This is a genomic window from Persicobacter sp. CCB-QB2 (genome assembly GCF_001274635.1).
GTDB lineage: Bacteria > Bacteroidota > Bacteroidia > Cytophagales > Cyclobacteriaceae > Persicobacter > Persicobacter diffluens.
On the sequence record NZ_LBGV01000001.1, the window covers coordinates 3,502,730 to 3,526,631 of the forward strand.

Below are 23,902 nucleotides of genomic sequence, written 5' to 3' on the forward strand. Positions count from 1 at the left end.
TCCGGTATCACCTCTGCCATACTTCTGATTTTCGTTAATGAATTCCGGCTTAACCCGAATGATTCACCGCTGATCTCATTGTCAAAAAAATTTCAATTAATTTTCTTTAGTTCTCAATAGCCGAGATTTGGGTAAGCTTGCTTGCTCCTTCTTCATCTGCTTCCTTGGAAAAAACTCGAAATAGGAAAAATTCCTTCATGTTCTCCGCCTTATAGCTAAACGAGTATTTAAGCAGGTATAATTCGGGTTAAAAACACCCTTTCGCCCTAGGGAGAAAAAAACATCAGCAGGAATTTGGGGGGAAATTTCAGTTTTCCATGGAACGTCGTGGAACAATTGTAATTCGCTTAAAACAAAAAGCTTATTTTCACTTCCCTTTATGTGAAACATCGTGAAACGCCTTCGCTTGTTCTGCAAGCCGGATATTCGGGGCTATGGTAAGGTTTTCAGCCATGCCCTGGAAAATAAAGGCATGAAAAGGAAATACGGACCACCAATAAGCCCTTCCCTTTAAGCCAATGGGTCGAAAGGTCGCATTTTGTACTAACAGCCATTCCGATATTTCTTTGTCTGGGTTGGGCGTTACTTTAAATTCCAGCCAGGCTTCTCCCGGAAGTTTCATTTCCGCATAAAGCAAGAGGCGGCCCTGTTCCCGGTCAGCGACTAATACCCTCCAAAAATCAAGGGCATCACCGGGAATCAGTTGATTCGGACTTCGCCTGCCTCTACGGAGGCCTACCCCACCGACCATTTTATCCATAATGCCGCGAATTTGCCAAAGGAAATCCCATTTGTACCATCCTCTTTCCCCTCCGATACTCCAGATATTTTCCAAAACTTCTTCCCGCTCCCGATCAAAGGGAATTTTTCGCACATCGGTAAAACAACCGTGTTGTGGGATCTTGATATAGGCATGCTGATAGGCTTTGAAATTGGATTCCGAATAAGCATCTTTCCAGCTGCTGACCACCTCATTCTGTTCAATCTTTACAAAGGCTAACTCCAAGGCTTTTTGATAAGAGAATAATTCCTGAGGAACCACCTGTTCTATTCCTTTAAGGTGAACAATTACTTCGTTTTTCATGGAATCCACCAGGCTTCGTGCCAAAGAAAAAGAGGTAGAAGTTACAAAATAGAGCCACCAGGAAGATAAGCGGGGAGTTAACACCGGCAGTGTAATGATCCACCTTTTCAGTCCACGAATTTTGGCATATTGCAATAGCATTTCCTTATAGGTTAATACTTCCGGTCCTCCGATATCATAAATTTTTTGATAAGTTTCTTCTTTAAGAAGTACCCCGCTTAAATACTGGATCACATTTCGAATGGCGATGGGCTGACATTTGGTTTTTAACCACTTGGGTGTTACCATCACCGGTAATTTTTCCACCAAATCCCGGATAATTTCAAAGGAAGCACTGCCGGAGCCAATGATGATCGGTGCCCGAAGGACGGTAGTCGGTATGCGGCTGCCAAGAAAACAGGACTCCACCGCAGCCCGCGAACTCAGGTGTTTGGATAATCGCTTATCGTTGGCGATGCCACTGAGGTAAATGATTTGCTGACAATTGGTGGTGTTCAGTAATTCCAAAAAATGCTCCGCAGCTTGTTGCTCCAGGGTTTTGAAATCCGAATAGCTTTGGCCCATGGAATGCACCAGATAGAAGGCGGCATCGAGCTCCCGGGGTAAGTGTTGCCGTTGGCTGACTTTCAAAAGGTCCATTTCGATTAATTCGACTTTTCCGTGCCAGTCCTCTTCCAATTGAATTCTGCTTTTATCCCTAACGATGCAAAAAACATGATGTCCTTCATGTACTAAAACGGGTAAAAGTCGTCGTCCAATGTAGCCGTTTGCGCCGGTAAGTAATATTTTCATAATTAAGGAGGAAGGTGATCGGTGCCCTGATTCAGTAAGTAATATGGTTAAGCATACTTTATGTAGAGTATTAACGTTGGAAAGCGGCGGAATTTTGATAAAATGAGCCGGATTTTTTCAGTTGAGACTGTCATTTTTTCGTTAAATTATTACTATCAACAATCCTAACCCATTTCCCATGGCAATATCCTCGACTTTACCCAAGTCCTTTAATTTTTCCCCCGATAGTAGCCCCCTGCGGGTATTGATGTTGGGGAATAATCCCATAGAGCTGGGACAGCTTTATGATCTGTTAAAGGCAAGCAAGGACCACCACTATCAGCTGGAAGTAAGCTTTGATGAGCAGGATGCGATTCGAAAAGCCAATGCATTCAAACCGGATTGCATCGTGGTGGACGATAACCTGGAATCAGATCGGATTCGAAACCTATCCGATTTGATGCAGGAAGATCAGTACCTGAAACATGTACCCATTACGCTGGTGAAAAACACCAACAGATGGACGGTAGTCGCCAAGGGGATTCATGAATATGTACTCAAAAATATGCTGAGCTCGAAAACCTTATCCCGGGCGGTCATGAATGCGATCCGATACGGTAAAGTATTTAGTCGTCGGTGGGCACAATAATATTGAAATAGGCAATAAATGAAGATTTATCGCAGGCAGGAGCATGACTTTGAAGGGTCTTGCTCCTTTTTTTTGTAATTTGCCTTCCCAGTATTGACCTGCCGGCGGGCCCTTTTTTCATTCTTTTCGAATGAAAGGAGCTCATTTAAAAAATAACCTAAGGGAGAGATACCCATTTTTTGACCTGTGAAGGGTGGCATTTTATGAGCAATCAATCTTCAAATACCATAGCAGAACAGCAGTGCTACCATTGTGGCAATCCTTGCGAGGAAGAGCGCTTACAGTATGACGATAAGGACTTCTGTTGTAAGGGCTGCCAGATGGTTTATGATATTCTCAAGGAAAATGATCTTTGTGATTATTATGAATTGGAGCAAAGCCCGGGTATTAATCTAAATAACCGGGATTTTGCAGATCGTTTCAGTTATTTGGACAATGCTGAGATCCAGGAAAAGTTGTTGGATTTTACGGATGGCCGGATGAGCCGCGTGCGTTTATTTTTGCCCGCCATCCATTGTTCTTCCTGCATTTGGTTGCTGGAAAATCTCTACAAGCTCAAAGATGGGATCCGGCAGTCGCGGGTGAATTTTAGCAAAAAGCAGGTCTTAATTGAGTTTCTCAACGAATCGATATCCTTACGTGAGGTAGTGGAGACTTTGGCTTCGCTGGGCTATGAGCCTCATATTTCATTGGAAGAAAATGACCAGAAAAAAAAGCCATCGCCCAACAGGACGCTTTTCCTGAAGATCGGGGTGGCCGCTTTTTGCTTCGGCAATATCATGCTGTTGAGCTTTCCGGAATATTTTGGTTTTGATGGCGGCTGGGATGATGAGTACCGTCGTTTTTTTTCCTGGCTGAATGTATTCCTTTCCCTGCCCATTGTATTTTATTGCAGTACGGATTATTTCCTTTCCGCTTACAAGGGCATTAAGCACCGTTACATTAATATTGATGTCCCCATTGCGATTGGGATCGTGACCTTATTTGTTCGGTCGCTGGTGGAGGTGGTCTTTGATTTTGGCCCGGGTTATTTCGACTCTCTGGGCGGATTGCTTTTTTTCCTGCTGACGGGAAAATGGTTTCAGGCGAAATCCTATGAATCCCTGTCTTTTGATCGCGACTATAAATCCTATTTCCCACTGGCCATCCATCGAAAAGAAGAAGGAGAGATGAAGCCAGTGCCCGTAGCCAACCTTCAGATTGGGGATGAAATCATGGTCCGGAATCAGGAAATTATTCCGGCTGATAGCATATTGGTATCAGGCGAAGCCAATATTGATTACAGCTTCGTAACCGGAGAGGCCGTTCCGGTGTTGAAAAAGGCCGGTGATAAAATCTATGCCGGAGGGCGACAGGTGGGGCCTTCCATTGATTTGATAGTGAAGAAAAAGGTTTCTCAAAGTTACCTGACCCAACTTTGGAATCAGGATGGCGGAAAGGTGGCTACCGAGCAGGATCAGCATTCCATGATCAACCAAATCAGTAAATACTTTACCATTTTGGTGTTGGCCATCTCTGCCATAGCGGCGGCTTATTGGGCCTGGGAGGATAGCAGCCGGGTGCTGAATGCATTTACTGCCGTATTGATTGTGGCTTGTCCCTGCGCACTGACGCTCGCTACACCCTTTACGCTTTCAGCAGTTTTGGGGGTGTTTGGAAAGCACCATTTCTATTTGAAAAATACGGCTGGGGTGGAACTGATGGCAGGCATCAGCCAGCTTATTTTTGATAAAACGGGCACCATCACTTATGCCGGTAAGGGGAAAATAAGCTTTGAAGGCGCTCCTTTGAATCCGGCCGAAAAGCTTTGGGTAAATGCCATAGTCAAAAACTCCACCCATCCACTAAGCCGAAAAGTAGCCGATTATTTAGAAACGGATGTAAAACTTCCCCTTTTAGCGCAATTTGAGGAAGTGCCCGGCAAAGGGCTGATCGCTCAGGTGGAAGGTCGGGAAATCAGGATGGGGAGTGCCGCTTTGGTTTCAGCCGAAAATGCCGGCTCCCGGGGCGTACAGTTTTCCAGCGTTCATTTGTCCATTGATGGGTTTTATCGCGGATGTTTTGTGATTCAAAATCAATATCGTGATGGGTTGAAGTCACTGATCAATCGCCTGAAATCCACCTTTAAATTGGCGCTGGTGTCGGGAGATAATAATGCTGAGGCGCAAAATCTTCAGGCTTATTTTCCCGAAAATACGCCGCTGGTGTTTAACCAAAATCCAGATAAGAAGAGAACATACGTGATGCTACGACAGGAAGAGGGTGAGAAAGTCGCTATGCTGGGTGATGGCCTGAATGATGCCGTAGCTCTTCAGGCAGCTGACTTTGGCATTGCCGTGACGGATGATATTTCCGCTTTCACACCGGCTTGTGATGCCATCCTGGATTCAAGCCAATTACATCGCCTCGATGAGTTTTTCGCCTTTTCTCAAACGGCCCGCAAAATCATCATCAGTGCCTTTGCCATTTCCTTTTGTTACAATATTGTGGGGATTAGTTTTGCCGTTTCCGGCCTTTTAACCCCGGTTATAGCAGCCATTCTGATGCCATTGAGCAGTATTTCAGTGGTGGCATTTGCTACCTTGTCGGTAAAGGTGTTGGCCTGGCGAAAGGGCTTTTAAAATTTTTTGGGAGTGCCCTCCTGACGTCGGTCGGGCTGTTGCGGCTCGCTCTCCCGGCGGGCACTGGGGTATCACCAACAAAAAGTCAGTGCCCGCCGGGAGGAGCTCAAACAGGCCCGCGCCATCCCTCACTCGAAGTGTTGGCGGTAAACCCGGAATATTCATGCTTCAATCCTCGTTTAGCTGCAAGGCGGGAAAAATGAAGGAATTTTTACTATTTCATTTTTTTCCAAGGAAGCAGATGAATGAGGAGAAAGCAAGCCTGCCCAAATTTGGGCTATTATAAATCAAAGAAAATAAATTGTAAATAAACTACTTGTGGTTAGTTAATGAACTCGCCGTTGAATAATTCGGGTTAAGGTGATCTGCTAAATCTAGCGGGAAATAATTCGGGTAAAGGAATTACTGCCCTAGCACAAAAAAGGCCTACTGCGATTTGCAAGAGGCCTTTTTTGAGGGTTGATTTTACCAATTTTTAAATGCTAAGACTTCATCGTGATAATCGAGGACTTCATCCTCCGTGAGCCCGAATTCATTGGCCAGTTTTGTCGGAATTTTATCCTCTGTATAATGGGAGTCCCAGTAGAGCTTTTCAAAAGCATAATACACTTTTTTGGCTTGCTCTGAAGGTACATTGTCAGGGGTCAGGCGTCCTACTTTTTCTTTGACTTCCAGGGCAGGCTTTTCTTCATCCGGCGTCCACTCCAGCTGTCCGTAAGTAAAGGGCCCATTGGCATCCCGCTCATCAGCATAAGCTAAAATAATCACCTTATTCAGCCCTCTTTGCTCCTGATAGGCTTTTTCCTGGGTCTTTATCAAAGCATCAAATAAAGTGGCTTTCAGGGTGTCATAGCCAATGTTTTGATCCACCATAATGCGGGCTTCCACCTTTCCGGAACCCAGTGGGTTCCACTGTAACAATTGGAAAGTATCGGCCACGCCGTATGGATTTTCAGCCACCTTTTTATTGGAATAGGTTTTGGTGACCGTGTTGCCATTATGGCTGGAGATGGAGGTGAAGTTATAATTGATATTATCCCAGGGTTTGGTGGCCACAAAATAGATCAACATGCCCAGTAAAACGATGCCCGCTGCAATCCGGCCCCGAAGGATGTCATTTTTATACTTTTCCTGCAGGCTGTCCGGTAGAGGTCCTCTTACCTTGCTTTGCTCATATTTTTCCTTCAGCTGATGAATACGGTTATCATATTCTTCCTCTGAAATAATGCCGTCATCCTTAAGGCCCTTCAATTCCGAAACCCGGGCCGACATATTTTGTAAGGGGTCCTGAGCAGCTCTTTCTCTTTCAAACTGCATCTCCATTTTGCGCAGTTTTGACTCCCGCAGCAATGCCACTACAAGCAAACCGATGAGCGGTGTGGTAATAAGAGCAAGTAAAAATGCTTTCACCCCTGAGCGGCCTTTGGTGGTAGCGAAATACGCCACCAGAAAACATGCTATTAAATAAAATGCGGTACTAAATTCCATAGATTAGGTTAGGGTTGATATTTTTTAGTAGCTGGCGTGAAAATAATTTTTTCTCAGCTTCGAAATTTGGTGTTGGTACTCTTGTTCTGATAAAACACCTTCCTGTTTTAGAAATTGCAGGTTTCGGATTTTATCCGTAAGCGATGGCCTTTTACAGCCATGTTCATAATGGTAACGGTTAATTTTTACCGAAAGGCTTTCCTCCAGGAGCAAAACTACGATAAAACCCACTAATGGAGTAAAAATTAAGGACACTAAAAAAGCTTTCAAAGAAGATCTGCCTTTATTTTGAGCGTAAATGGCGACTAACAGGCAAAAGGTTAAGTAGGACAGCGTAGATAGCATAGTCGAAAAATTATATGGTAAAATCTTTCTTCTATAAATCCAAAGCCTGTGCCAAAGCGAGAACAAATGATAAAATCGGCCTCGGGATTGACACAGGGCATTTTTTATTTTAAATTCAGGGAAACAAACATTAAGCCGTTCAGCGTACGGTTGTTCGTACTGTCCGATGGTGAACAGTCAGCTTTTCTTTTATGTCAGTCATCTTTATTCTAATTTCCATCAGTATTCTGGTGGCGATCATTTTCCTTGCCGCCTTTTTCTGGTCGGTGAAATCCGGGCAATATGAAGACACCGTCTCTCCCGGAGTGCGTATCCTTTTTGAGGAAAGGAAATCGGAAGAAAAGCAACCAGCATCCCAGGCAGAGGAGCAAGATACTGATCAAACAAAAAACTAGGGTTATTATTATCTTTTTCTTATTATTGATAACAAAAAAGGTAGAAATAATGAGATTATTTAGGGTGAAATGATGATGAAGATCACCCCATCAATTTTTTATAAATGGCCCTCGTTTGATACATTTGTTATAAACGAAAGGACTTATTTTTTAGCTTAAAATAAAAAATCCATGAAAGTAACAGTTGTTGGTGCAGGAGCAGTAGGTGCTTCTTGTGCAGAGTATATCGCAATTAAAGATTTCGCTGATGAAATCGTATTGGTAGACATCAAAGAAGGTTTTGCTGAAGGTAAAGCGATGGATTTGATGCAAACTGCTTCTTTGAACGGTTTCGATTCTACCATCACCGGAACTACCGGCGATTACTCCAAAACTGCAAATAGCGACGTAGCAGTAATTACCTCTGGTATTCCTCGTAAGCCAGGTATGACTCGTGAAGAGTTGATCGGCATTAACGCGGGTATCGTTAAGACTGTTTCTGAGAACTTGATCAAGTACTCTCCAAATGTGATCCTTATTGTGGTTTCCAACCCAATGGATACCATGACTTATTTGGCCGCTAAAGCGACTGGCTTGCCAAAGAATCGTGTGATCGGTATGGGTGGTGCTTTGGATAGCGCTCGTTTCAAGTATCGTTTGGCAGAAGCTATTGACTGTCCACAGTCTGATATTTCTGCGATGGTAATTGGTGGCCACTCTGATGTTGGAATGGTTCCATTGATCGAGAAAGCTACTCGTAACAGTGTACCTGTTGCTGAATTCTTAACAGAGGAAAAAGCAGCTGAAGTAGTGGAAGCTACGAAAGTAGGTGGTGCAACATTGACGAAATTGTTGGGTACTTCTGCCTGGTATGCGCCGGGTGCGGCAGTTTCTGAATTGGTTCGTGCCATTGCATTGGATTCTAAGAAAATGTTCCCATGTTCTGCCTATTTGGAAGGCGAGTACGGTTTGAATGACATCTGTATCGGTGTACCAGTATTGATTGGTAAGAACGGTATTGAAAAAGTAGTGGAAATTGAGCTTTCAGAAGCTGAAAAAGCGAAATTGAATACTTCTGCAGAGGGTGTTTCTAAAACCAATGGTCTTTTGAGTGTAGAAGCTTAATATTTGCCAAATTTTGATATAAAAAAAGCCGTCCTGATTTTTCGGGACGGCTTTTTTATGGGTTTTATTTTATAGAAGCTAAACATCATGGCTTTAGTCATCAGATTTTAGCCTGATTCTTCCTGTTTAAATTCTCGTTTGGCTGCAAGGTGGGAAAAATGAAGGAATTATTCCTGTTTCGAGTTTTTTCTAACCCCGCAGTTAAATGAGGAGAAAGCAAGATTGTCCAAATTTGGGTTGATTAGAAAATCAGCAAAAATAACCTTAATGCATTGATGGTACATCCTTTGTGATGATCCGATAAATATGGCGGTGAATAATTCGGCTTACGATTGCTCTAGCATACAGGCATTCACCTCTCTGGGATCCTGTTTTAATAATTTGCACATCATATCGTAAAGCTCCGGGGTGTGTGCATAAAACTGATGTGGACGCTCAAAAAACTCTTCAATCGCACAGGCAAAAAACTCATCATCATTGGTGCCGGCATAGGGGCGAAAGAATTGATCCCTTCCCTTCCGAATTTTATCAATCTGGGCAAAAGCCATGTCCTGATATTTACCATAGACTCTCCATCCTAAATAATGGTATTCATCATTGGCAATGCTGTTCTCCAGACAAAAGGCATGTGCCATTTCATGAAGGCCGGTGTTTCGGCCATCCCCCAGGTCCGCATTTCCACGCTCAAAGTGTTCCCATGACAAAATAATATGCCCGAAAGGGCTCACCTCTCCGGCATGGTACTGTCGGGTAATGCGGGAATAATAGGCCGTGGGATAAATCAGAATTTTCTCAAAATGGGAAAAGTAAATATTGGGGAATCCGAAGGTGAGCTGAATGGCCGATGCGGAAATTTTGATCACCATCTCATCGGTAAGTTCCAGCCCTCTGGGGATGAAGGTCTTGAGGTAAATAAATTGCTCTACCCGTTCTTTAAAATGCACTTTCTGCCCTTCCCGAAGGCACCGGTAGTAAGGCACTTCCTGCTTTAGTATCTGAAATTGAGCATCCGATAGTTTGGGGGCGCTCCCCAACCGACCCTTGACCTCTGTTCTTAATTCCCTCAAATTGGGATGATATGCCCAATAAACAGCAAAAATAATTAGAAGAATAATAAATATGGTGACCAACATAGAATGGAATTGTCTAGATAAAAATTAGATTAAAAAGTTAAAATGTTGAAGTATAAAAGTAATGAATTCAACCGGATTATTCATGGATAAACCCTTGTTTAGCTGCTAGGGGGGTAAAATGAAGGGGTTTTTCCTAATTCAGGTTTTTTCCAACGAAGCAGATGAATGAGGAGAAAGCAAGTATAGCCCAATTGGGACTATTTGAAAATTAGAAAAGTCAATTGCTGTGTGTTGCTAACACGGCTTTTTCATAAAACTACAAATGGGCAAATAATAGGAATTATCTAGCTCCCAATGAGGGTCTATTTGATTTGAGCGCTTGTTTATGAGTTAGCTTACTATCTTCTACAGTGTTGACTTTATGGTAAAAAATCTTCCACATCAACAGTCCGGCCTTGATCAATGGGCGGATAGACAAAGGTTCTGCTGGCGACAAGAAGGCATCACAGCGACATTTTAGCAATATTTCACTAGTTTCCGGCCTTCTCCAAATGTCGCCTTGATGGATTCCGTCAGCAGGTTCTTTGTCCCGCCGACATTGATCACAAGCCTCGATTTTTTTGTTTCGTTTTTTATCAAGAAAAAATGAAAAAGAAACGATTGATTATTAAATATAATGGATTGAATGGTCGATCAGGCTTTTTATGAAAAAGCCCTGATGTTGCTAATGAGCTTGTTGGGGTGTTTTTCTGAATCTGGAGGTGAATAATTCGGCATTGCCCAGACACAAAAAAACCACCCCAAATTGAGGTGGCTCCTTTTAAATTTTTGTCGAAGTCTGAATTACAGTTGAGCGTCCAATTTCGCTGCCAAAGCAGTTTTTGCGGCTACACCCACTTGCTTGTCTACTACTTCACCATTCTTGAATACCAACAAAGTTGGGATAGAACGAATACCGAACTGCGCAGGAGTTACTTGGTTAGCATCTACATCCATTTTTGCGATCACTGCTTTTCCTTCGTACTCACCAGCTAACTCTTCTACAACAGGACCAATCATTTTACATGGTCCACACCACTCTGCCCAAAAATCTACCAATACTGGCTGATCACCACTGATGATTTCCTGAAAGTTTGCGTCGGTAATTTCTAATGCTTTACCCATAGTTTTATGATTAATTAGGTTAGAACTTAAATTCCTTATCTTGAAATCAATTCCTAAAATTGTACACAAATATATCAATTTTAGTTGCTGATTATAATGCTTTCCTACCTTCTATTACACAAACTGTTCCATAGCAGACAGTCGGTCGATATGTCATATTGTTCTATTTCAATACTTTGTAAAGAAAATATTCGCAACCTTAGACAGAAAGCGATGTCATTTTTGACAGTCCAAATATTGCCAAAAAGGCTGTAAAATTAAAGGTGCTACGGATACTCTTTCCTAATGCGGATATAAGTAGCTTTTATGATATTCTGATTATTTTATGGATAGGAGCAGGAGTGAAAATGAAAATAGGAAAAAAAGCAAACTTAAGGGCTTGTTAGTCAGTCACTTTTTTTCTTGCCACAAAAAATTCCATTAAATTTTTTGTGGCCATGCAACCTCTTTCCGAAATGCTGCATCAAGCTAGTGAACCACCTTTTAAATATGACTGAAATTTACTGATGTTTTTTCGCCTATCACCAAAATCTGATCAAGAGCGGATGCTCGACGGTTGCCGTAAAGGTGATCAGCTGCAGCAGCGTAAGCTCTATGAACAGTCGGCGCCGAAAATGCTGTCAGTATGTCGGCGATATATTGCCGATGAAATGGAGGCGGAATCCGTCATGGTGCAGGCATTTTTAAAAGTGTTTCAAAAAATAGACTCCTTCAAGGGAGAGGGAGATCTCGAAGCGTGGATACGGAAAATCATGGTGAACGAATCATTGATGTATTTGCGGAAAAATAAGCATTTGCAATTATTCGTGGAGGTGGAAGAAGTTCATCAATACGAATGGGTGGAAGGGGCGGACGCCAATCTGCATGCGGAGGCATTACTCCAAATGATTCAGGAGCTGCCCAGTGGCTACCGGACGGTGTTTAACCTTTATGCGATTGAAGGGTATTCCCATCAGGAAATTGCTGAGCAGTTGAATATCAGTGTCAATACCTCGAAATCACAGCTCAGCAGAGCCAGAGCCATGTTGCAAAAAAAGTGTAAATCAACAGATCACCATCAAATAAGGGAAAATGGAAGCTTTTGACCGTCAATTCAGGGAGAAACTATCCCAGCATAAAAGTGTTCCCTCGCCGGATGCATGGGAGCAAATAGCCGGCCAGCTGCCCCAGCAGCAAAAACGGGCTTTTGCCTACTGGCAGGTAGCGGCAGCAGTGCTGTTGTTGTTCGGTTTTTTTGCCACCGGATATTTTTATGGAGATTTGCTTTCTCCTGTTCCGAAATCACCGCTTGCGGTGGAGGAACATCAACCAGTGGAGCAAGTAAAAGAGGAAGTGGCGGATCAGTTGCCGGTGGCAGATATTGAACCTGTGACGGTGGTTCAAAGAAGCTCTAGCCCGGTGCAAATGCTTTCTTCCAAAGGGAAATCATTTACTTCGGAACCCAAAGCTTTACCTCAGATAAATATTGAAAAGGTGGAAATACCGGTATTTTTTGAAATTCCAGAGGAAGCCGCTCCTTTGTTAGCGGAGGCGGTGGTGGAAAAGCCGGTGCGCCCCAAAAGAAAGATAGAGGTGACCATCACCTATGTCCCTAATGAGCAAACCACCATGGAAAAGGTAAAGGGTTTTATTGAATCCGGTACGGAAAAAATGGTGGAGGAACCTAAACTTTTAGCAAGACAATTTTCCAGAATAAGAACAAAATAATTGAAACCTATACAGTCATGAATCAGATGCTACACGCGATTTGCACGTGGATGGCCATACTTTTGCCTTCACTGCTTTGGGCTGCCGCCCCTATTAACGACGACGGAAGAGATACCCTTCGGATACAAACCAATGTTGGGGCGAATATTATGATTGAAGCCACCGACAAAGAGGCTTTGATGGAACTAAAAGCGCTGGATATTAATAAAATTCTGGAAGACATGGAGATGGTAACCGACTCGGTGGGGAATTCCAAAATTGTGATCAAAAAATCAGATGATACCTACATCAGAGAAGAAGAGCGAGAGATTTCTTTTGATACTCCCCTGGAGGACCACTCCGACAATGCCTTTCGTCAGCGTGCAAGAAAATACAACTCCTCCGGGGAATATTTGAGTGATGAGGATACAGAAGGAGATAAACAGTATGGAATGAAATATGACTCCGATGAAGGCATGGAGGTGTATTGGGGAAATAAATACAAGTCCAGCTTTAAAAAGAGCAGAAGAAGATCTTCCGGTTATTTTGGAATGGATTTGGGGGTGAATAATTGGTTAGAAAACGGCCGTTCTCCCTCCGGAAATGCCCCTTATAATGTTCGCCCGTGGGGTTCCTGGTATGTCTCTTTAGGTGGAGGGTATTTATTAATGCTTTCCAACCACTTTGGGTTTGATATGGGCGGTGACATCAGCTGGTACAATTTCAAATTCCAGGATGATGATGTCCGCTTGGTGAAGGGGGAAGATCGTTTAATATTTGACACGGCGGATCCTTCTATAAATTCCATCAAATCTAAACTTACCGTTCCCTATGTGAATGTAAAATTGGTGCCGACCTTTAAGATCGGTCCAAAACACAGAGGGATGACCATCGGAGCCGGAGCTTATGCGGGTTATAGAATAGGCGGTTATACCAAAGTGAAACAAAAGATTGATGGTTCTACTCATAAGCCTAAAAATCATTCTGATTTCTATTTGAATAATTTCCGATATGGTGTCCGCTTTCAGCTAGGATGGGAGGAAGTACAATTCTATGCGAATTATGATCTGAATCCGATCTTCCAAACGGATCACGCACCGGAATTAAACGCCTTCTCTTTAGGCATGACCTTCCAGATATTTTAATCTGAAAAATAATTATAGTCAAAAAAGTCATACCAGCGGTAGGGCTTTTTTTTTATCTTGACGGGAATAATTCAGTACTATGTTTGATTTTCGTTTGAGAGTTTTTGAGCGCGTGGCGCGTCTGGAAAGTTTTACGGCTGCCGCTCAGGCCCTTTTTATCAGTCAGCCAGCAGTTTCTAAGCACATCAAAGCTTTGGAAGACCATTGGGCTACCACCCTTTTTGAACGGCAGGGGAATAAGGTGAAATTAACAGAAGCCGGAAGCTTGCTGCTACAACATGTTTTGGAGCTTTTAGACAAACATCAGCAACTGGAATTTGAGATGCAGGCACTAAAGGGTGACTTTTCCGGCCGCCTAAGGATAGGCGCCAGTACCACGCTGGCGCAATATGTTTTACCGGCATATTTATCCCAATTTAAAGCCCGCCATCAGGGAGTTCAGATTTCATTAGAAAGTGGCAATACTCAGGAGGTAGAGCAGTGGGTGCGATCCGGAGAGGTGGACCTTGGTTTTACGGAAGGAGATAGTTTTCATTATGGGGTGAAATATGAGCCATGGAAAAAGGACGAATTGGTCTTGGTTTGCCGGAAAAAGAGCCAGTGGAAGAAACGCTGGGAAGCAGATGGGCTGGAGGTTTTGAAAGAGATGCCACTGGTGCTGCGGGAATCAGGATCCGGTACGCTGGAGGTGCTGGAGCATTGTCTGCATCAAAAAGGGTACAAGCTTTCGGCTTTGAATATCCAAATGCAATTGGGGAGTACAGAATCTATCAAAACCTATCTTGCGCAGTCAGACGTGTGTGCCTTTTTACCCAAATTTAGTATTCAGCGGGAGTTGGAAGAAAGCCTGGAACTGATTGATGAGCAGGAATGGTTAATTCAGCGGCCATTTTATATCATCAGTCATGATCAAAAGGATATTTCGGGCTTAGGGAAGCGATTTTTGAAAAGCCTAAAGTCATAACTTTGGGTTATTAATCATCACTGATTAGAATAACTTCACATCATTAATCAGTGGCATCTTTGTGCTGTAGAACTTCAAAAACAGAATAAAGATGCAAGGAATCGCAATACCTCAACAACCCGATTTCAAAAAGATGATTTGGTGGGGCGCCGGAATTTTCTGCCTGATGCCCTTTTGTTCTCCTTTTATCGCCCTGATCATTGGAGTGATTTTATCCAATTTTCTTTTCACTGATTATCAGCAACAAGCCCATAAGTGGACCAAAATATTGCTGAACTTTGCCATAGTGGGCATGGGATTCGGCATGTCTTTTCAAGAAGCCTGGGCCGTAGGCTCAGAAGGTTTTGGCATTACTGCATTGACCATTGCGGTAGTTTTAGGGTTGGGCGCTTTACTGACCAAATGGCTCAAAATCGATAAAGAAACGGGACTTTTGATCTCCTTTGGCACTGCCATTTGTGGAGGAAGTGCCATTGCAGCTGCGGGAGCTACCCTAAATGCCAAAGAGGAAAATATGTCTGTAGCCCTGGGAACGGTATTTTTATTCAATGCGCTCGCATTGGTGGTGTTTCCTTTTATCGGGCATTTATTGCAGATGCCGTCAGAAGCGTTCGGTTGGTGGGCCGCCATGGCCATTCATGACACCTCTTCAGTGGTTGGCGCAGCCGGGACTTATGGTGGAAAAGCATTAGAAATTGCCACCACCGTGAAATTGGCCAGAGCCTTGTGGATTGTGCCACTTTGTGCAGCTTTGGGTTGGTGGAAAAAAAGTGGTCAGAAATTGCCCATTCCTACTTTCTTGATTGCCTTCATCGCCGTGATTCTCATTCACCCTTATTTGCCGGGGGTGGAGCAGTGGGGCATTCACCTCACCAGTATTTCCAAAAGAATGATGACTTTGGCCTTGTTCTGGGTGGGTACTGGCTTGCACTTTTCTACCCTAAAGAAAGTGGGCCTGCGGGCATTCGCGATGGGGCTGATCCTTTGGGTTGTGGTGGGGAGCCTGGCGTTGTATCTTCTTTAGTGCAAAAATTAATAATCGGTTTAATAAAAAAGCCCGACCTCATTACGAGGGCGGGCTTTTGGCATATTAAAACGAAAATATTTATTTCGTAATCTTATCAAAACCAACATAAGGAACCAATACCTCAGGAATATTGATGCCGTCAGCAGTTTGGTTGTTTTCTAAAATAGTCGCTACAATTCGTGGCAAAGCAAGCGCAGAACCATTCAAAGTATGCAATAATTGGGTCTTTTTCTCTCCTTCCGGACGGTAACGCAACTTCAGGCGATTCGCCTGATAAGTCAGGAAGTTGGAAACAGAAGAAACCTCCAACCACTGATCCTGGCCGGCAGAATAAACTTCCATATCATAGGTGATGTGAGAAGTGAAGCTTAAATCACCACCGCAAAGTCTTAGCACACGTACCGGCAATCCTAATTTTTTCAAAAGGCGCTCCACATGTTCTACCATGCCATCCAATGCAGCCATGGAATCTTCCGGCTTAGCAATTTGAACAATCTCCACCTTGTCAAACTGATGCAGGCGGTTCAGGCCACGAACATGTGCCCCCCAGGAGCCCGCCTCACGACGAAAACATGGCGTAAAACCTGCATTTTTGATCGGAAGATCCTTCTCATTAATGATCGTGTCACGGTACATATTGGTGATCGGCACCTCAGCGGTTGGAATCAAATAGTAATCATGACCCGTCAGTTGGTACATCTGCCCTTCTTTATCCGGCAACTGTCCAGTCGCAATTCCGGAAGCCTCGTTTACCACAATCGGAGGTAATACTTCAGAATAACCCGCCTTCTCTGCTTCATCTAAAAAGAAGTTGATCAATCCGCGTTGCAGGCGGGCACCTTTTCCTTTGTAAACAGGGAATCCGGCACCGGTCAGCTTATTACCCAATTCGAAATCGATGATATCGTATTCCTTGATCAGATCCCAGTGTGGCTTTTTGTCATCACTCAGGACTGGCTTTTCCCCAAATTCGCGGATTACCTCATTGTCCTCATCACTCTTTCCTTCCGGTACAGATGGGTGCGGAATGTTGGGAATGGTGTACAATAACTGCTGTAATTCCTCCTCAACGGATGACAGTTTTTCCTGCAACTTCTTCGATTCCTCCTTCAATACCGCAGTTTTGGCTTTGACCTGTTCCGCCTCTTCCTTTTTTCCCTCGCGCATCAACATACCGATTTGCTTGGAAATGGAATTGGATTCTGCCGAAACATCATCATTTGCCTGCTGGGTGGCACGACGCTCCGCATCTAGCGTCAGTACTTTTTCTACTACTTCCTCAGGATTGGGAAAATTTTTGACCTTCAGGCCAGCAATTAACGCCTCCTTGTTTTCCTTAAATTCATTGATTTGTAACATGTTGCAGGAAAATATATTTGTTAATGTTATGCACTGCTAACAGGTGAATTCACCTGTGGGGGCTTTATTTCGCCCGTTTTTGTCATTAATTCCCCTTTAGGGAAATGTTGGCTGCTAAGTTAAAAAAAACCAATTTGATTCCCTTTAAGTTGGGAAGCTTTTCAGCCAATAAAAAAACGATTGAATATAAATACTTTTCTGAATGAAACCTTCACAAATTGCATCGGTTTATTCAAGTGAGACTTGACATTTCTAATGGTTTAATTTATACTTGCGTATCTAAACATCAATTAGGAACCTCTCCTAAGTCTCAATTGGAATATTCTATTTCATTGAAATCATTACTTTTTCATTTTATCCTCTTATTTACACTAAAAGAGAAAGCCCTCGCACGATAGTGCATTATATATTACTATTCTATGTACAATATTGAAGAACTGAGTGTCAAGCTCCTGTCTGAATTAAAGGAGATTGCCGAAGAGTTGGGAGTAACCAAATATAAAAGCCTTCCTAAAAAAGAGTTGATCTACAAAATCCTCGATCAACAAGCGGTACTTCCTGAAGATCAATTGCAGAAGTTGGTAGCCAGTAAAAAGGCTGCTGAAGTTGCAGCGCCTGCTCCTGAAGCAGAAGCAAAACCTAAAACGGAAAAGAAGGAGCGCGCTCCAAGAAAAGCCCGTGAAACTAATAAAGAAAAAGCACCTAAAGCTGATAAGAAAGAAGCGGCTGCTAAACCAAAGCCTGAACGTGAAACCAAACTCCCTAAACGCGAAAGCGTAAAGGCGGTTGCCCCTGTTGAGCAAACAGAGGAAAAGGAGCGTAAGGAAGAGCGTCCGAAACGTCAGCGCAAAGAGCGTACAGAACGCAATGAGCAGCGTCAGGACCGTCCTGAAAAAGCGGAACGTCAGGAGCGTCCAGAGCGCCAGGAACGTTCTGAGCGTCCGGAAAGAAAAGAAAGAGAGCGTAAGCCGCGTCAGCAAAAAGAGCAGGACAGCAATGAAGATTTGCTGGAATTGTTCACTGAGGCGGTAACATCGGGTAAAATTCCTGAGCCTGCTCAACCATCAAGTACTGAAGAAAAACCTGCTGTGACAGAAGAAAATAAAGAGGAGAAAGTAGCTGCAGAAGCTGCTGCTCCAGTGGAGGCTGCTACTAAGGATGAGCCTGTAGCCATTCCTCCAAGAAACAGAGAAGCTGCCCCTGAGGCCTCGTCGGAAGACCAGGAACAGCAGCGTCCTGAGCGTCGTGAGCGTGAAGATCGCCGCGATGATCGTCGTGACGACCGCATGAACCGCCGTCAGATCCAGAGCACCATTAAGGAATTTGAAGGCATCGTAGAGAGCGAAGGTGTATTAGAAATTATGCAGGACGGTTATGGTTTCTTGCGTTCTTCTGATTACAACTATTTGGCTTCTCCGGATGATATCTACGTTTCTCCATCTCAAATCAAGCTTTTTGGTTTGAAAACCGGAGATACCGTATGCGGATCTATCCGTCCTCCGAAAGAAGGAGAAAAGTATTTCGCCTTGTTACGTGTCGAAACAGTTAACGGAAAAACTACCGAAGAAATTCGTGACCGTGTGCCTTTCGAGCATTTAACGCCACTTTTCCCTCAGGAGAAATTGAATTTGACTGATGCTTCCAATAAATATTCTACCCGTGTTTTAGACCTGTTTGCCCCTATCGGTAAAGGTCAGCGTGGTATGATCGTGGCACAGCCAAAAACCGGTAAAACGGTATTGTTGAAAGATGTTGCGAACTCCATCGCTAAAAACCACCCTGAGGTTTATCTGATTATCTTGTTGATTGATGAGCGTCCTGAGGAGGTAACCGATATGGCACGTTCCGTTCGTGCAGAAGTAGTTTCTTCTACTTTTGATGAGCAGGCAGAACGTCACGTAAAGGTTTCCAATATGGTATTGGAGAAATCCAAGCGTATGGTAGAGTGTGGTCACGATGTAGTAATTCTTTTGGATTCTATCACTCGTCTGGCACGTGCACACAACACCGTAGTACCTTCTTCTGGTAAAATCCTTTCCGGTGGTGTGGATGCGAATGCATTGCACAAGCCTAAGCGTTTCTTCGGAGCGGCTCGTAATGTAGAAAATGGTGGTTCTTTGACCATTATCGCTACAGCATTGACCGAAACCGGTTCTAAGATGGATGAGGTAATCTTTGAAGAATTCAAAGGTACTGGTAATATGGAATTACAGTTGGATCGCAAATTGGCGAACCGCCGTATTTACCCTGCTATCGATATCTTGGCTTCCGGTACGCGCCGTGAAGATCTGTTGAACGATCGTGAGACCCTACAGAAAATCTGGTTGTTGCGTAAGCACGGCCTGTCTGATATGAACTCTCAGGAAGCAATGGAGTGGATGTTAGAGAAAATGCGTGGTACCAAAGACAATGAGGAATTCTTGTTGTCGATGAATGGTTAATCGCGAATAATATAAAATGAAAATCCCCTGTATCTTTTTTGATGCAGGGGATTTTTTTATGCTTTTGACTTTGGGGCATCAGCTCGCCCAGGCTCGCTGTCGGGCTTTCGGCAGTCGCTTTTTTTGCGAGCCGCTACGCTTTCAGGCTGCAAAAAAGAGCTCCAACAATGCCTCTATCCCTTTGCCGGGGGATGGTGTTTCAATTTAAGCCAAATTATTCACCGCTGAATATATTGATGTAATCCCAATGTCTTTCTATTAAGCAGTAAGGGGTGTTCTCGTTGATTTTTAATAGCCCAAATGGGGCTAAGCTTGCTTTCTCCTCATTCATCTGCTTCGTTGAAAAAAATGAAATAGGGTACTATTCCTTCATTTTCCCGCCTTGCAGCTAAACGAGGATTTAAGCATGCATAATTTGGCTTAAAACCCCAAAATATCCATCATCTTCGCATTCAACCTTCTGTTCTTTCCACGGAACGGATGACAATGAATATGAATCGCCGGATTGAAGTTCATCTCAATAATAGAATAATTGTCTGCCGATGCCGGCTGATCGATTTCCTGTATCATCATGTCCAGCCCGGTGATTTTTACCCCCATGGCTTTGGCAGCTTCAATCGCTATTTTTTTATAGGAAGGATGAATATCATCCGTGAAGTCCAGACTGTCTCCACCGGTGGAAATATTGGAATTTTCCCTCAAATAAACCGTTTCCCCATCAGCCGGAATGCTGTCGAAATCCAGTCCTTGTGTTTCCAAAAACATGCGTTCCGGAGCTTCCAGCTTGATTTTCTCCAAAGGTGTTCGATAGCCGACCCCTCTGAGTGGATCCTGATTTTTCTTTTCCACCAATTCCCGAATAGTTGAACTGCCGTCTCCTTTTACATTGGCCGGAACGCGATGCAAAATACCCACCACTTCTTCCCCAATGATGAAGATCCGGAATTCCCGACCGGCAATAAAAGGTTCGATCAGAATACTGTTATCCTCACGAAAAGCCATTTCCACTGCTTCTTGGAAAAGCTTTTCGCTGGTATTTTCTTTCAGAATACTGATGCCCAAACCGAAATTAGTGGTCTTCGGCTTGATCACGATGGCCTTACCTTCAAATTGCATAAAGCTCGCCTTGGCCTTATCGGGATTGTCAAAATCTGCCCCCATCGGCACCTGAATCCCCGCCTGATGCAAAACATGCTTGGTGACAATCTTATTTTCCATCATCAAAACGCCGCTGTAGGTATCCAGAGAAGTTTTGGTGGCCTGTTGCACAAACTCCGTTTTATCTCCTTTAGAGAATTGTACGAAATTAGCGGCACGATCCAGAATCTCGAATTTTACCCCTCGCTTAATCGCCTCCCGAAGCATCAGTTGCGTCGACAGCTCCATATCTTCCAAACCGGAAAATCGATAGCCCTTGGCTAAGCCTTCCGCCTTGAATTTTTCTGCCAACTCCATATGATAAGCGATGTACCCTTTTTCGTGCACCCCTTTTCTCACGACTTCTGTTGGGCCTTTTTCGGGATTATTGGCCAAACTTTTAAAGTATTGCAGCGCCTTTCGATAAACCTCATAGCTTTCATGAGCAGGGATTAAAGTGGCCAATTCTTCCAGCCAATTCAGCACTTTTTCTTTTTTGCTAAAGCCTTCTTCGGGTTTGCGGTCTTCCCAAATGTCGGCATGGGCACCACAGCAAGCCACTTTGTACTGATTATAATAGGCCACTCTTTGATCCTGACGATTAAAGGCTGAATCCTTTTCCTCCGAAAGCAGGGCCCAAAGGAAATACAAATGGTACAAATAAAGAGCAGCTTCATTAATGCCCTGCGGGCTCAGGGGATCTAAATCCAGCATGCGGATTTCCATATGCGTAATCTTTCCGCTTGTATCTTTTTTGATACGGAAGGGCAGATAAAGCTCCTTTTCCTGCAGGATTTTCTTTTCTTCCACCAGCTTTTCTACTGATGAATTAAAGTTGTCCCAATTGCTGTAGTCCAGGTAGAATTCTTCCTTATTGCGATATCCACTAATGCTGGCACGGATCGAATGTGTGAAGCGGTGCGTGCGAGTATCCTGGCCAATTTCCGGTAATTCCCAATTGGACATATCGAAAGAAGTATGCACTACTGGGCTGTTCCCCGTCAGCATTAAGGGCATCCAGCGGTTTTTCATCATGATGCGTAAAGCCTTCAGATAAAGCTCTTGCTCAAAATCTGCTGAATTTAGCTCGCCGCTTTTTTGATGCAAATGTTGAATTAGCAGCGGATCTGGGCTCACATTGAAATGAATGCCTGAAATCAGCTGCTTTTTCCTCCCATAGGTATGGGCCAGATGCGAACGGTAGTCCTCATGGTCTTTACCTAATTCCCCAAAGTTGGCCATGGGAACCTCGCCATCTTCTGTGGGCAGGGCAGGTGGCATGGAAGATGGCCATAGGATTTCTTCTCCAATGTTTTCATTGACCACCTCATGAATGGTTTTCATAAATCCTGCAGCTTCTGCAATGGAGGGTAGCGGTGGGGTGATCATTTCCAGCTGACTTTCGGAAAAATCTACCGTCACATAAGGGTGCTTGAGCTTATCACCAAAATCTTCCGGATGAGGCGAACAAGCAATTTTCCCTTCCTTCGTCACCCTCAGATTTTCTTTTTCCAGACCGAATTTTCCTTCCAGTAGAAAAACCTGTGCCTCTTGCCGATCGATATTATTGGTCTTTTTCATAGGGCTAAATATTTAGAGGGGCCAGCAGTTGGTCCTTTTTTTTCATTTTATAAAGGGTGATACAAAAAAGTGCGGGTAGCAGTAATCCTTTGGCGATACTGCTGATGCTAACGGCCCACCAAACGCCTTGTGCCCCCATGGCCAATTGGTGGGCCATGAAAAGCGCCAAGGGGATGCGCAATCCGGTAAAGCAAATGCTTACCATCGGCGGGACATGGGTTTTCCCGATGCCATTATAGGAGCCCATGGTGAGCATTTCGATGCACATAAAAAGTTGACTGGCACCGAGAATAAAGAGGTAATCTGTTCCCAGGGCAATGCTTTCCGGTTCATGGACAAATAGGCGGATCATTTGTTCCGGAAATAGCCAGAACAAGCTGGTAATGCTGATGCCTACCAGCAGGGCAATTTTCAGCCCTTGTTTATAAGTGTTAGGAATTTGACTTATCCTTTTTGCGCCAAAATGGTGACCAATCTGAATGGTCATGGCCTGTGACATTCCGGCCATGGTCATATAACTCAGGGCTTCCAGTTCCAGGCCTATTTTCTGAACGGCGATGGCAGTAGCGCCCCATTCGGCCAGAATCTTTGCCATGATAATTTGAATGCCCACGAAGATAATCCGCTGAAAACCCACCGGACTACCCAATTTCAAAATATCGGTTAAGTGTCCGAAATCCGGGGCACTTTTGGCAAACTGAATATCTTTTTGTTGCCTGAAAAGGATCAGAAAACGCAGAAAGACGATCAACCGGGCTAAAAGCGTAGCAAAAGCAGCTCCTTCAACGCCCAAACCCAAGCCCCAAATGAACAAGGGGTCAAGCATAATATTCACCACCATTCCCAGCGCACCAGCCCTGAAGGAAACCGCCGTTTTCCCATGGGCATTAAATATGGCTGTAAAGAGAAAGTTCAGAAATTGTAGCACCACACTCCCTCCGATAATGAAGAGGTAATGTGCTGCCATGGATTCTACTTCCGGATCATTTAAATCAAAAAAAGCAATGAGCGGCTTTCTTCCAGCCCACAGGAAAATGGTGTAAAGGAAACCAAGGACTAAGGAGAACCAGGTAGCGGAGGTGATAAACTGACTGATGATGTCGCGCTTGCCAGCACCAGCAAATTGGGCAACTTTTACGCTGACCCCCGTCAATACAATGGAAAAGAGGGCGGCGCCAAGGTTGAGGAAAAAGCCAGCGGTTCCAACGGCAGCCACTGCATCACTCCCTACTCTTCCCAACCACAACATATCGGTCAGGTTATAGGCCATTTGCAATAGGTTACCTCCGATTATTGGAAGTGCCAGCAGGATTAATTGTCTACTTTCTTTTGAAAGGCCCCACCAAGGGTTATTATTTAATGACTGCATTATCTATCGTTAATTGACGATGAATTTGGGTAAAATGTATGATCACAACAAGCTGCTCCCTTTAGAGCACTTCTGCAGTTTTTCCCCCCTTGGGAAATACCAGTTGCTGAAGTTCTTCCCATTCCTTCCATACTTCCTTATTCAGGCAATAAAACATTTTGGGCGGGTGTGCACTGGCGCATATCAAGCCTGCATTCTTCAGTTCTTTTAAGTGCTGGCTGACCGTCGACTGTGAAAGTGGAAGTTGGTCCACAAAATCACCACAGATGCATTCATCTGCTGCTGCTAAAGTTTGTAAAATGGCCACCCTGGCCGGATGGGCCAATGCCTTAGCCAGTTCGGCCAGCCTTTGCTGCTTTGAATTGAAGTGATTCGTTTTATCTTTATTCATGGATTAATCGTTTATCGTAAATATACGATTAATATCAATATCCATACCATTTCGAGAATATGATTTTTTTCATACCACATGTCGGGAAGAATGCCGTAATTCGATCAA

The 23,902-nt window shown here is 43.9% G+C and carries 19 protein-coding genes; 10 read left to right on the top strand and 9 right to left on the bottom strand.

Annotated elements, in window-relative coordinates; genetic code table 11:
• Positions 1-367: 367 nt before the first annotated feature.
• Positions 368-1,876 (bottom strand): SDR family oxidoreductase, encoded by a 1,509-nt coding sequence (locus NG22_RS15485; protein WP_053406556.1) that lies wholly within the window; start codon positions 1,874-1,876, stop codon positions 368-370.
• Between the two features lie 178 nt (positions 1,877-2,054).
• On the opposite strand from NG22_RS15485, the gene NG22_RS15490 reads away from it, so the two are divergent.
• Positions 2,055-2,504, top strand: a complete 450-nt coding sequence (locus NG22_RS15490; protein ID WP_157601151.1) for a hypothetical protein — start codon at positions 2,055-2,057, stop codon at positions 2,502-2,504.
• A 203-nt stretch (positions 2,505-2,707) separates the two neighbouring features.
• Positions 2,708-5,125: a heavy metal translocating P-type ATPase metal-binding domain-containing protein gene (locus NG22_RS15495; RefSeq protein ID WP_053406558.1), complete on the top strand. Its 2,418-nt coding sequence runs from the start codon at positions 2,708-2,710 to the stop codon at positions 5,123-5,125.
• Positions 5,126-5,590: 465 nt separating this feature from the next.
• Here NG22_RS15495 and NG22_RS15500 read toward each other — a convergent pair whose 3' ends face one another.
• Positions 5,591-6,613, bottom strand: coding sequence for a hypothetical protein (locus NG22_RS15500; RefSeq protein WP_157601153.1), 1,023 nt, complete (start codon positions 6,611-6,613; stop codon positions 5,591-5,593).
• A 24-nt stretch (positions 6,614-6,637) separates the two neighbouring features.
• Positions 6,638-6,958, bottom strand: a complete 321-nt coding sequence (locus tag NG22_RS15505; RefSeq protein ID WP_053406560.1) for a hypothetical protein — start codon at positions 6,956-6,958, stop codon at positions 6,638-6,640.
• A gap of 191 nt (positions 6,959-7,149) precedes the next feature.
• Between NG22_RS15505 and ccoS the strand changes: the two genes are divergently transcribed.
• Positions 7,150-7,353: a cbb3-type cytochrome oxidase assembly protein CcoS gene (ccoS, locus tag NG22_RS15510; protein ID WP_053406561.1), complete on the top strand. Its 204-nt coding sequence runs from the start codon at positions 7,150-7,152 to the stop codon at positions 7,351-7,353.
• Positions 7,354-7,524: 171 nt separating this feature from the next.
• Positions 7,525-8,457, top strand: coding sequence for a malate dehydrogenase (gene mdh / locus NG22_RS15515; protein WP_053406562.1), 933 nt, complete (start codon positions 7,525-7,527; stop codon positions 8,455-8,457).
• 326 nt (positions 8,458-8,783) lie between these two features.
• On the opposite strand, the gene NG22_RS15520 is transcribed toward mdh, so the two are convergent.
• Both NG22_RS15520 and trxA read right to left on the bottom strand, forming a co-directional pair.
• On the bottom strand, positions 8,784-9,590 hold the full coding sequence (locus NG22_RS15520) for a zinc-dependent peptidase (RefSeq protein WP_072159119.1): 807 nt from the start codon (positions 9,588-9,590) through the stop codon (positions 8,784-8,786).
• A gap of 783 nt (positions 9,591-10,373) precedes the next feature.
• Entirely contained in the window at positions 10,374-10,694 is a 321-nt protein-coding gene (trxA, locus tag NG22_RS15525; protein ID WP_053406563.1) for a thioredoxin, read from the bottom strand.
• Positions 10,695-11,200: 506 nt separating this feature from the next.
• Here trxA and NG22_RS15530 point away from each other — a divergent pair.
• The 5 genes from NG22_RS15530 (at position 11,201) to NG22_RS15550 (ending at position 15,513) form a co-directional block, all read left to right on the top strand.
• Positions 11,201-11,779 (top strand): RNA polymerase sigma factor, encoded by a 579-nt coding sequence (locus NG22_RS15530; RefSeq protein WP_053406564.1) that lies wholly within the window; start codon positions 11,201-11,203, stop codon positions 11,777-11,779.
• A complete protein-coding gene (locus tag NG22_RS15535) occupies positions 11,766-12,401 on the top strand; it encodes a hypothetical protein (RefSeq protein ID WP_053406565.1) in 636 nt (211 codons plus the stop codon). The genes NG22_RS15530 and NG22_RS15535 overlap by 14 nt, the downstream gene beginning before the upstream one ends.
• A gap of 17 nt (positions 12,402-12,418) precedes the next feature.
• Positions 12,419-13,525 carry an outer membrane beta-barrel protein gene (locus tag NG22_RS15540; RefSeq protein WP_082305102.1) on the top strand — a complete coding sequence of 369 codons (1,107 nt, stop codon included), beginning with the start codon at positions 12,419-12,421 and terminating at the stop codon, positions 13,523-13,525.
• A gap of 79 nt (positions 13,526-13,604) precedes the next feature.
• A complete protein-coding gene (locus NG22_RS15545) occupies positions 13,605-14,489 on the top strand; it encodes a LysR family transcriptional regulator (protein WP_053406567.1) in 885 nt (294 codons plus the stop codon).
• Between the two features lie 91 nt (positions 14,490-14,580).
• Positions 14,581-15,513, top strand: a complete 933-nt coding sequence (locus NG22_RS15550; RefSeq protein ID WP_053406568.1) for a YeiH family protein — start codon at positions 14,581-14,583, stop codon at positions 15,511-15,513.
• An 81-nt stretch (positions 15,514-15,594) separates the two neighbouring features.
• Here NG22_RS15550 and serS read toward each other — a convergent pair whose 3' ends face one another.
• The gene (serS, locus tag NG22_RS15555; RefSeq protein WP_053406569.1) at positions 15,595-16,875 is read right to left on the bottom strand and encodes a serine--tRNA ligase; all 1,281 of its coding nucleotides are present in this window, start codon (positions 16,873-16,875) and stop codon (positions 15,595-15,597) included.
• Positions 16,876-17,294: 419 nt separating this feature from the next.
• Here serS and rho point away from each other — a divergent pair, with 419 nt between their 5' ends.
• On the top strand, positions 17,295-19,316 hold the full coding sequence (rho, locus tag NG22_RS15560) for a transcription termination factor Rho (protein WP_053406570.1): 2,022 nt from the start codon (positions 17,295-17,297) through the stop codon (positions 19,314-19,316).
• A 420-nt stretch (positions 19,317-19,736) separates the two neighbouring features.
• Here rho and gshAB read toward each other — a convergent pair whose 3' ends face one another.
• The 3 genes from gshAB to NG22_RS15580 form a co-directional block, all read right to left on the bottom strand.
• Positions 19,737-22,034, bottom strand: a complete 2,298-nt coding sequence (gshAB, locus tag NG22_RS15570) for a bifunctional glutamate--cysteine ligase GshA/glutathione synthetase GshB (RefSeq protein ID WP_053406572.1) — start codon at positions 22,032-22,034, stop codon at positions 19,737-19,739.
• 4 nt (positions 22,035-22,038) lie between these two features.
• Positions 22,039-23,403, bottom strand: a complete 1,365-nt coding sequence (locus NG22_RS15575) for an MATE family efflux transporter (protein WP_053406573.1) — start codon at positions 23,401-23,403, stop codon at positions 22,039-22,041.
• 61 nt (positions 23,404-23,464) lie between these two features.
• Complete coding sequence (locus tag NG22_RS15580) at positions 23,465-23,794, bottom strand: helix-turn-helix transcriptional regulator (RefSeq protein WP_053406574.1); 330 nt, start codon at positions 23,792-23,794, stop codon at positions 23,465-23,467.
• Between the last annotated feature and the right edge of the window lie 108 nt (positions 23,795-23,902).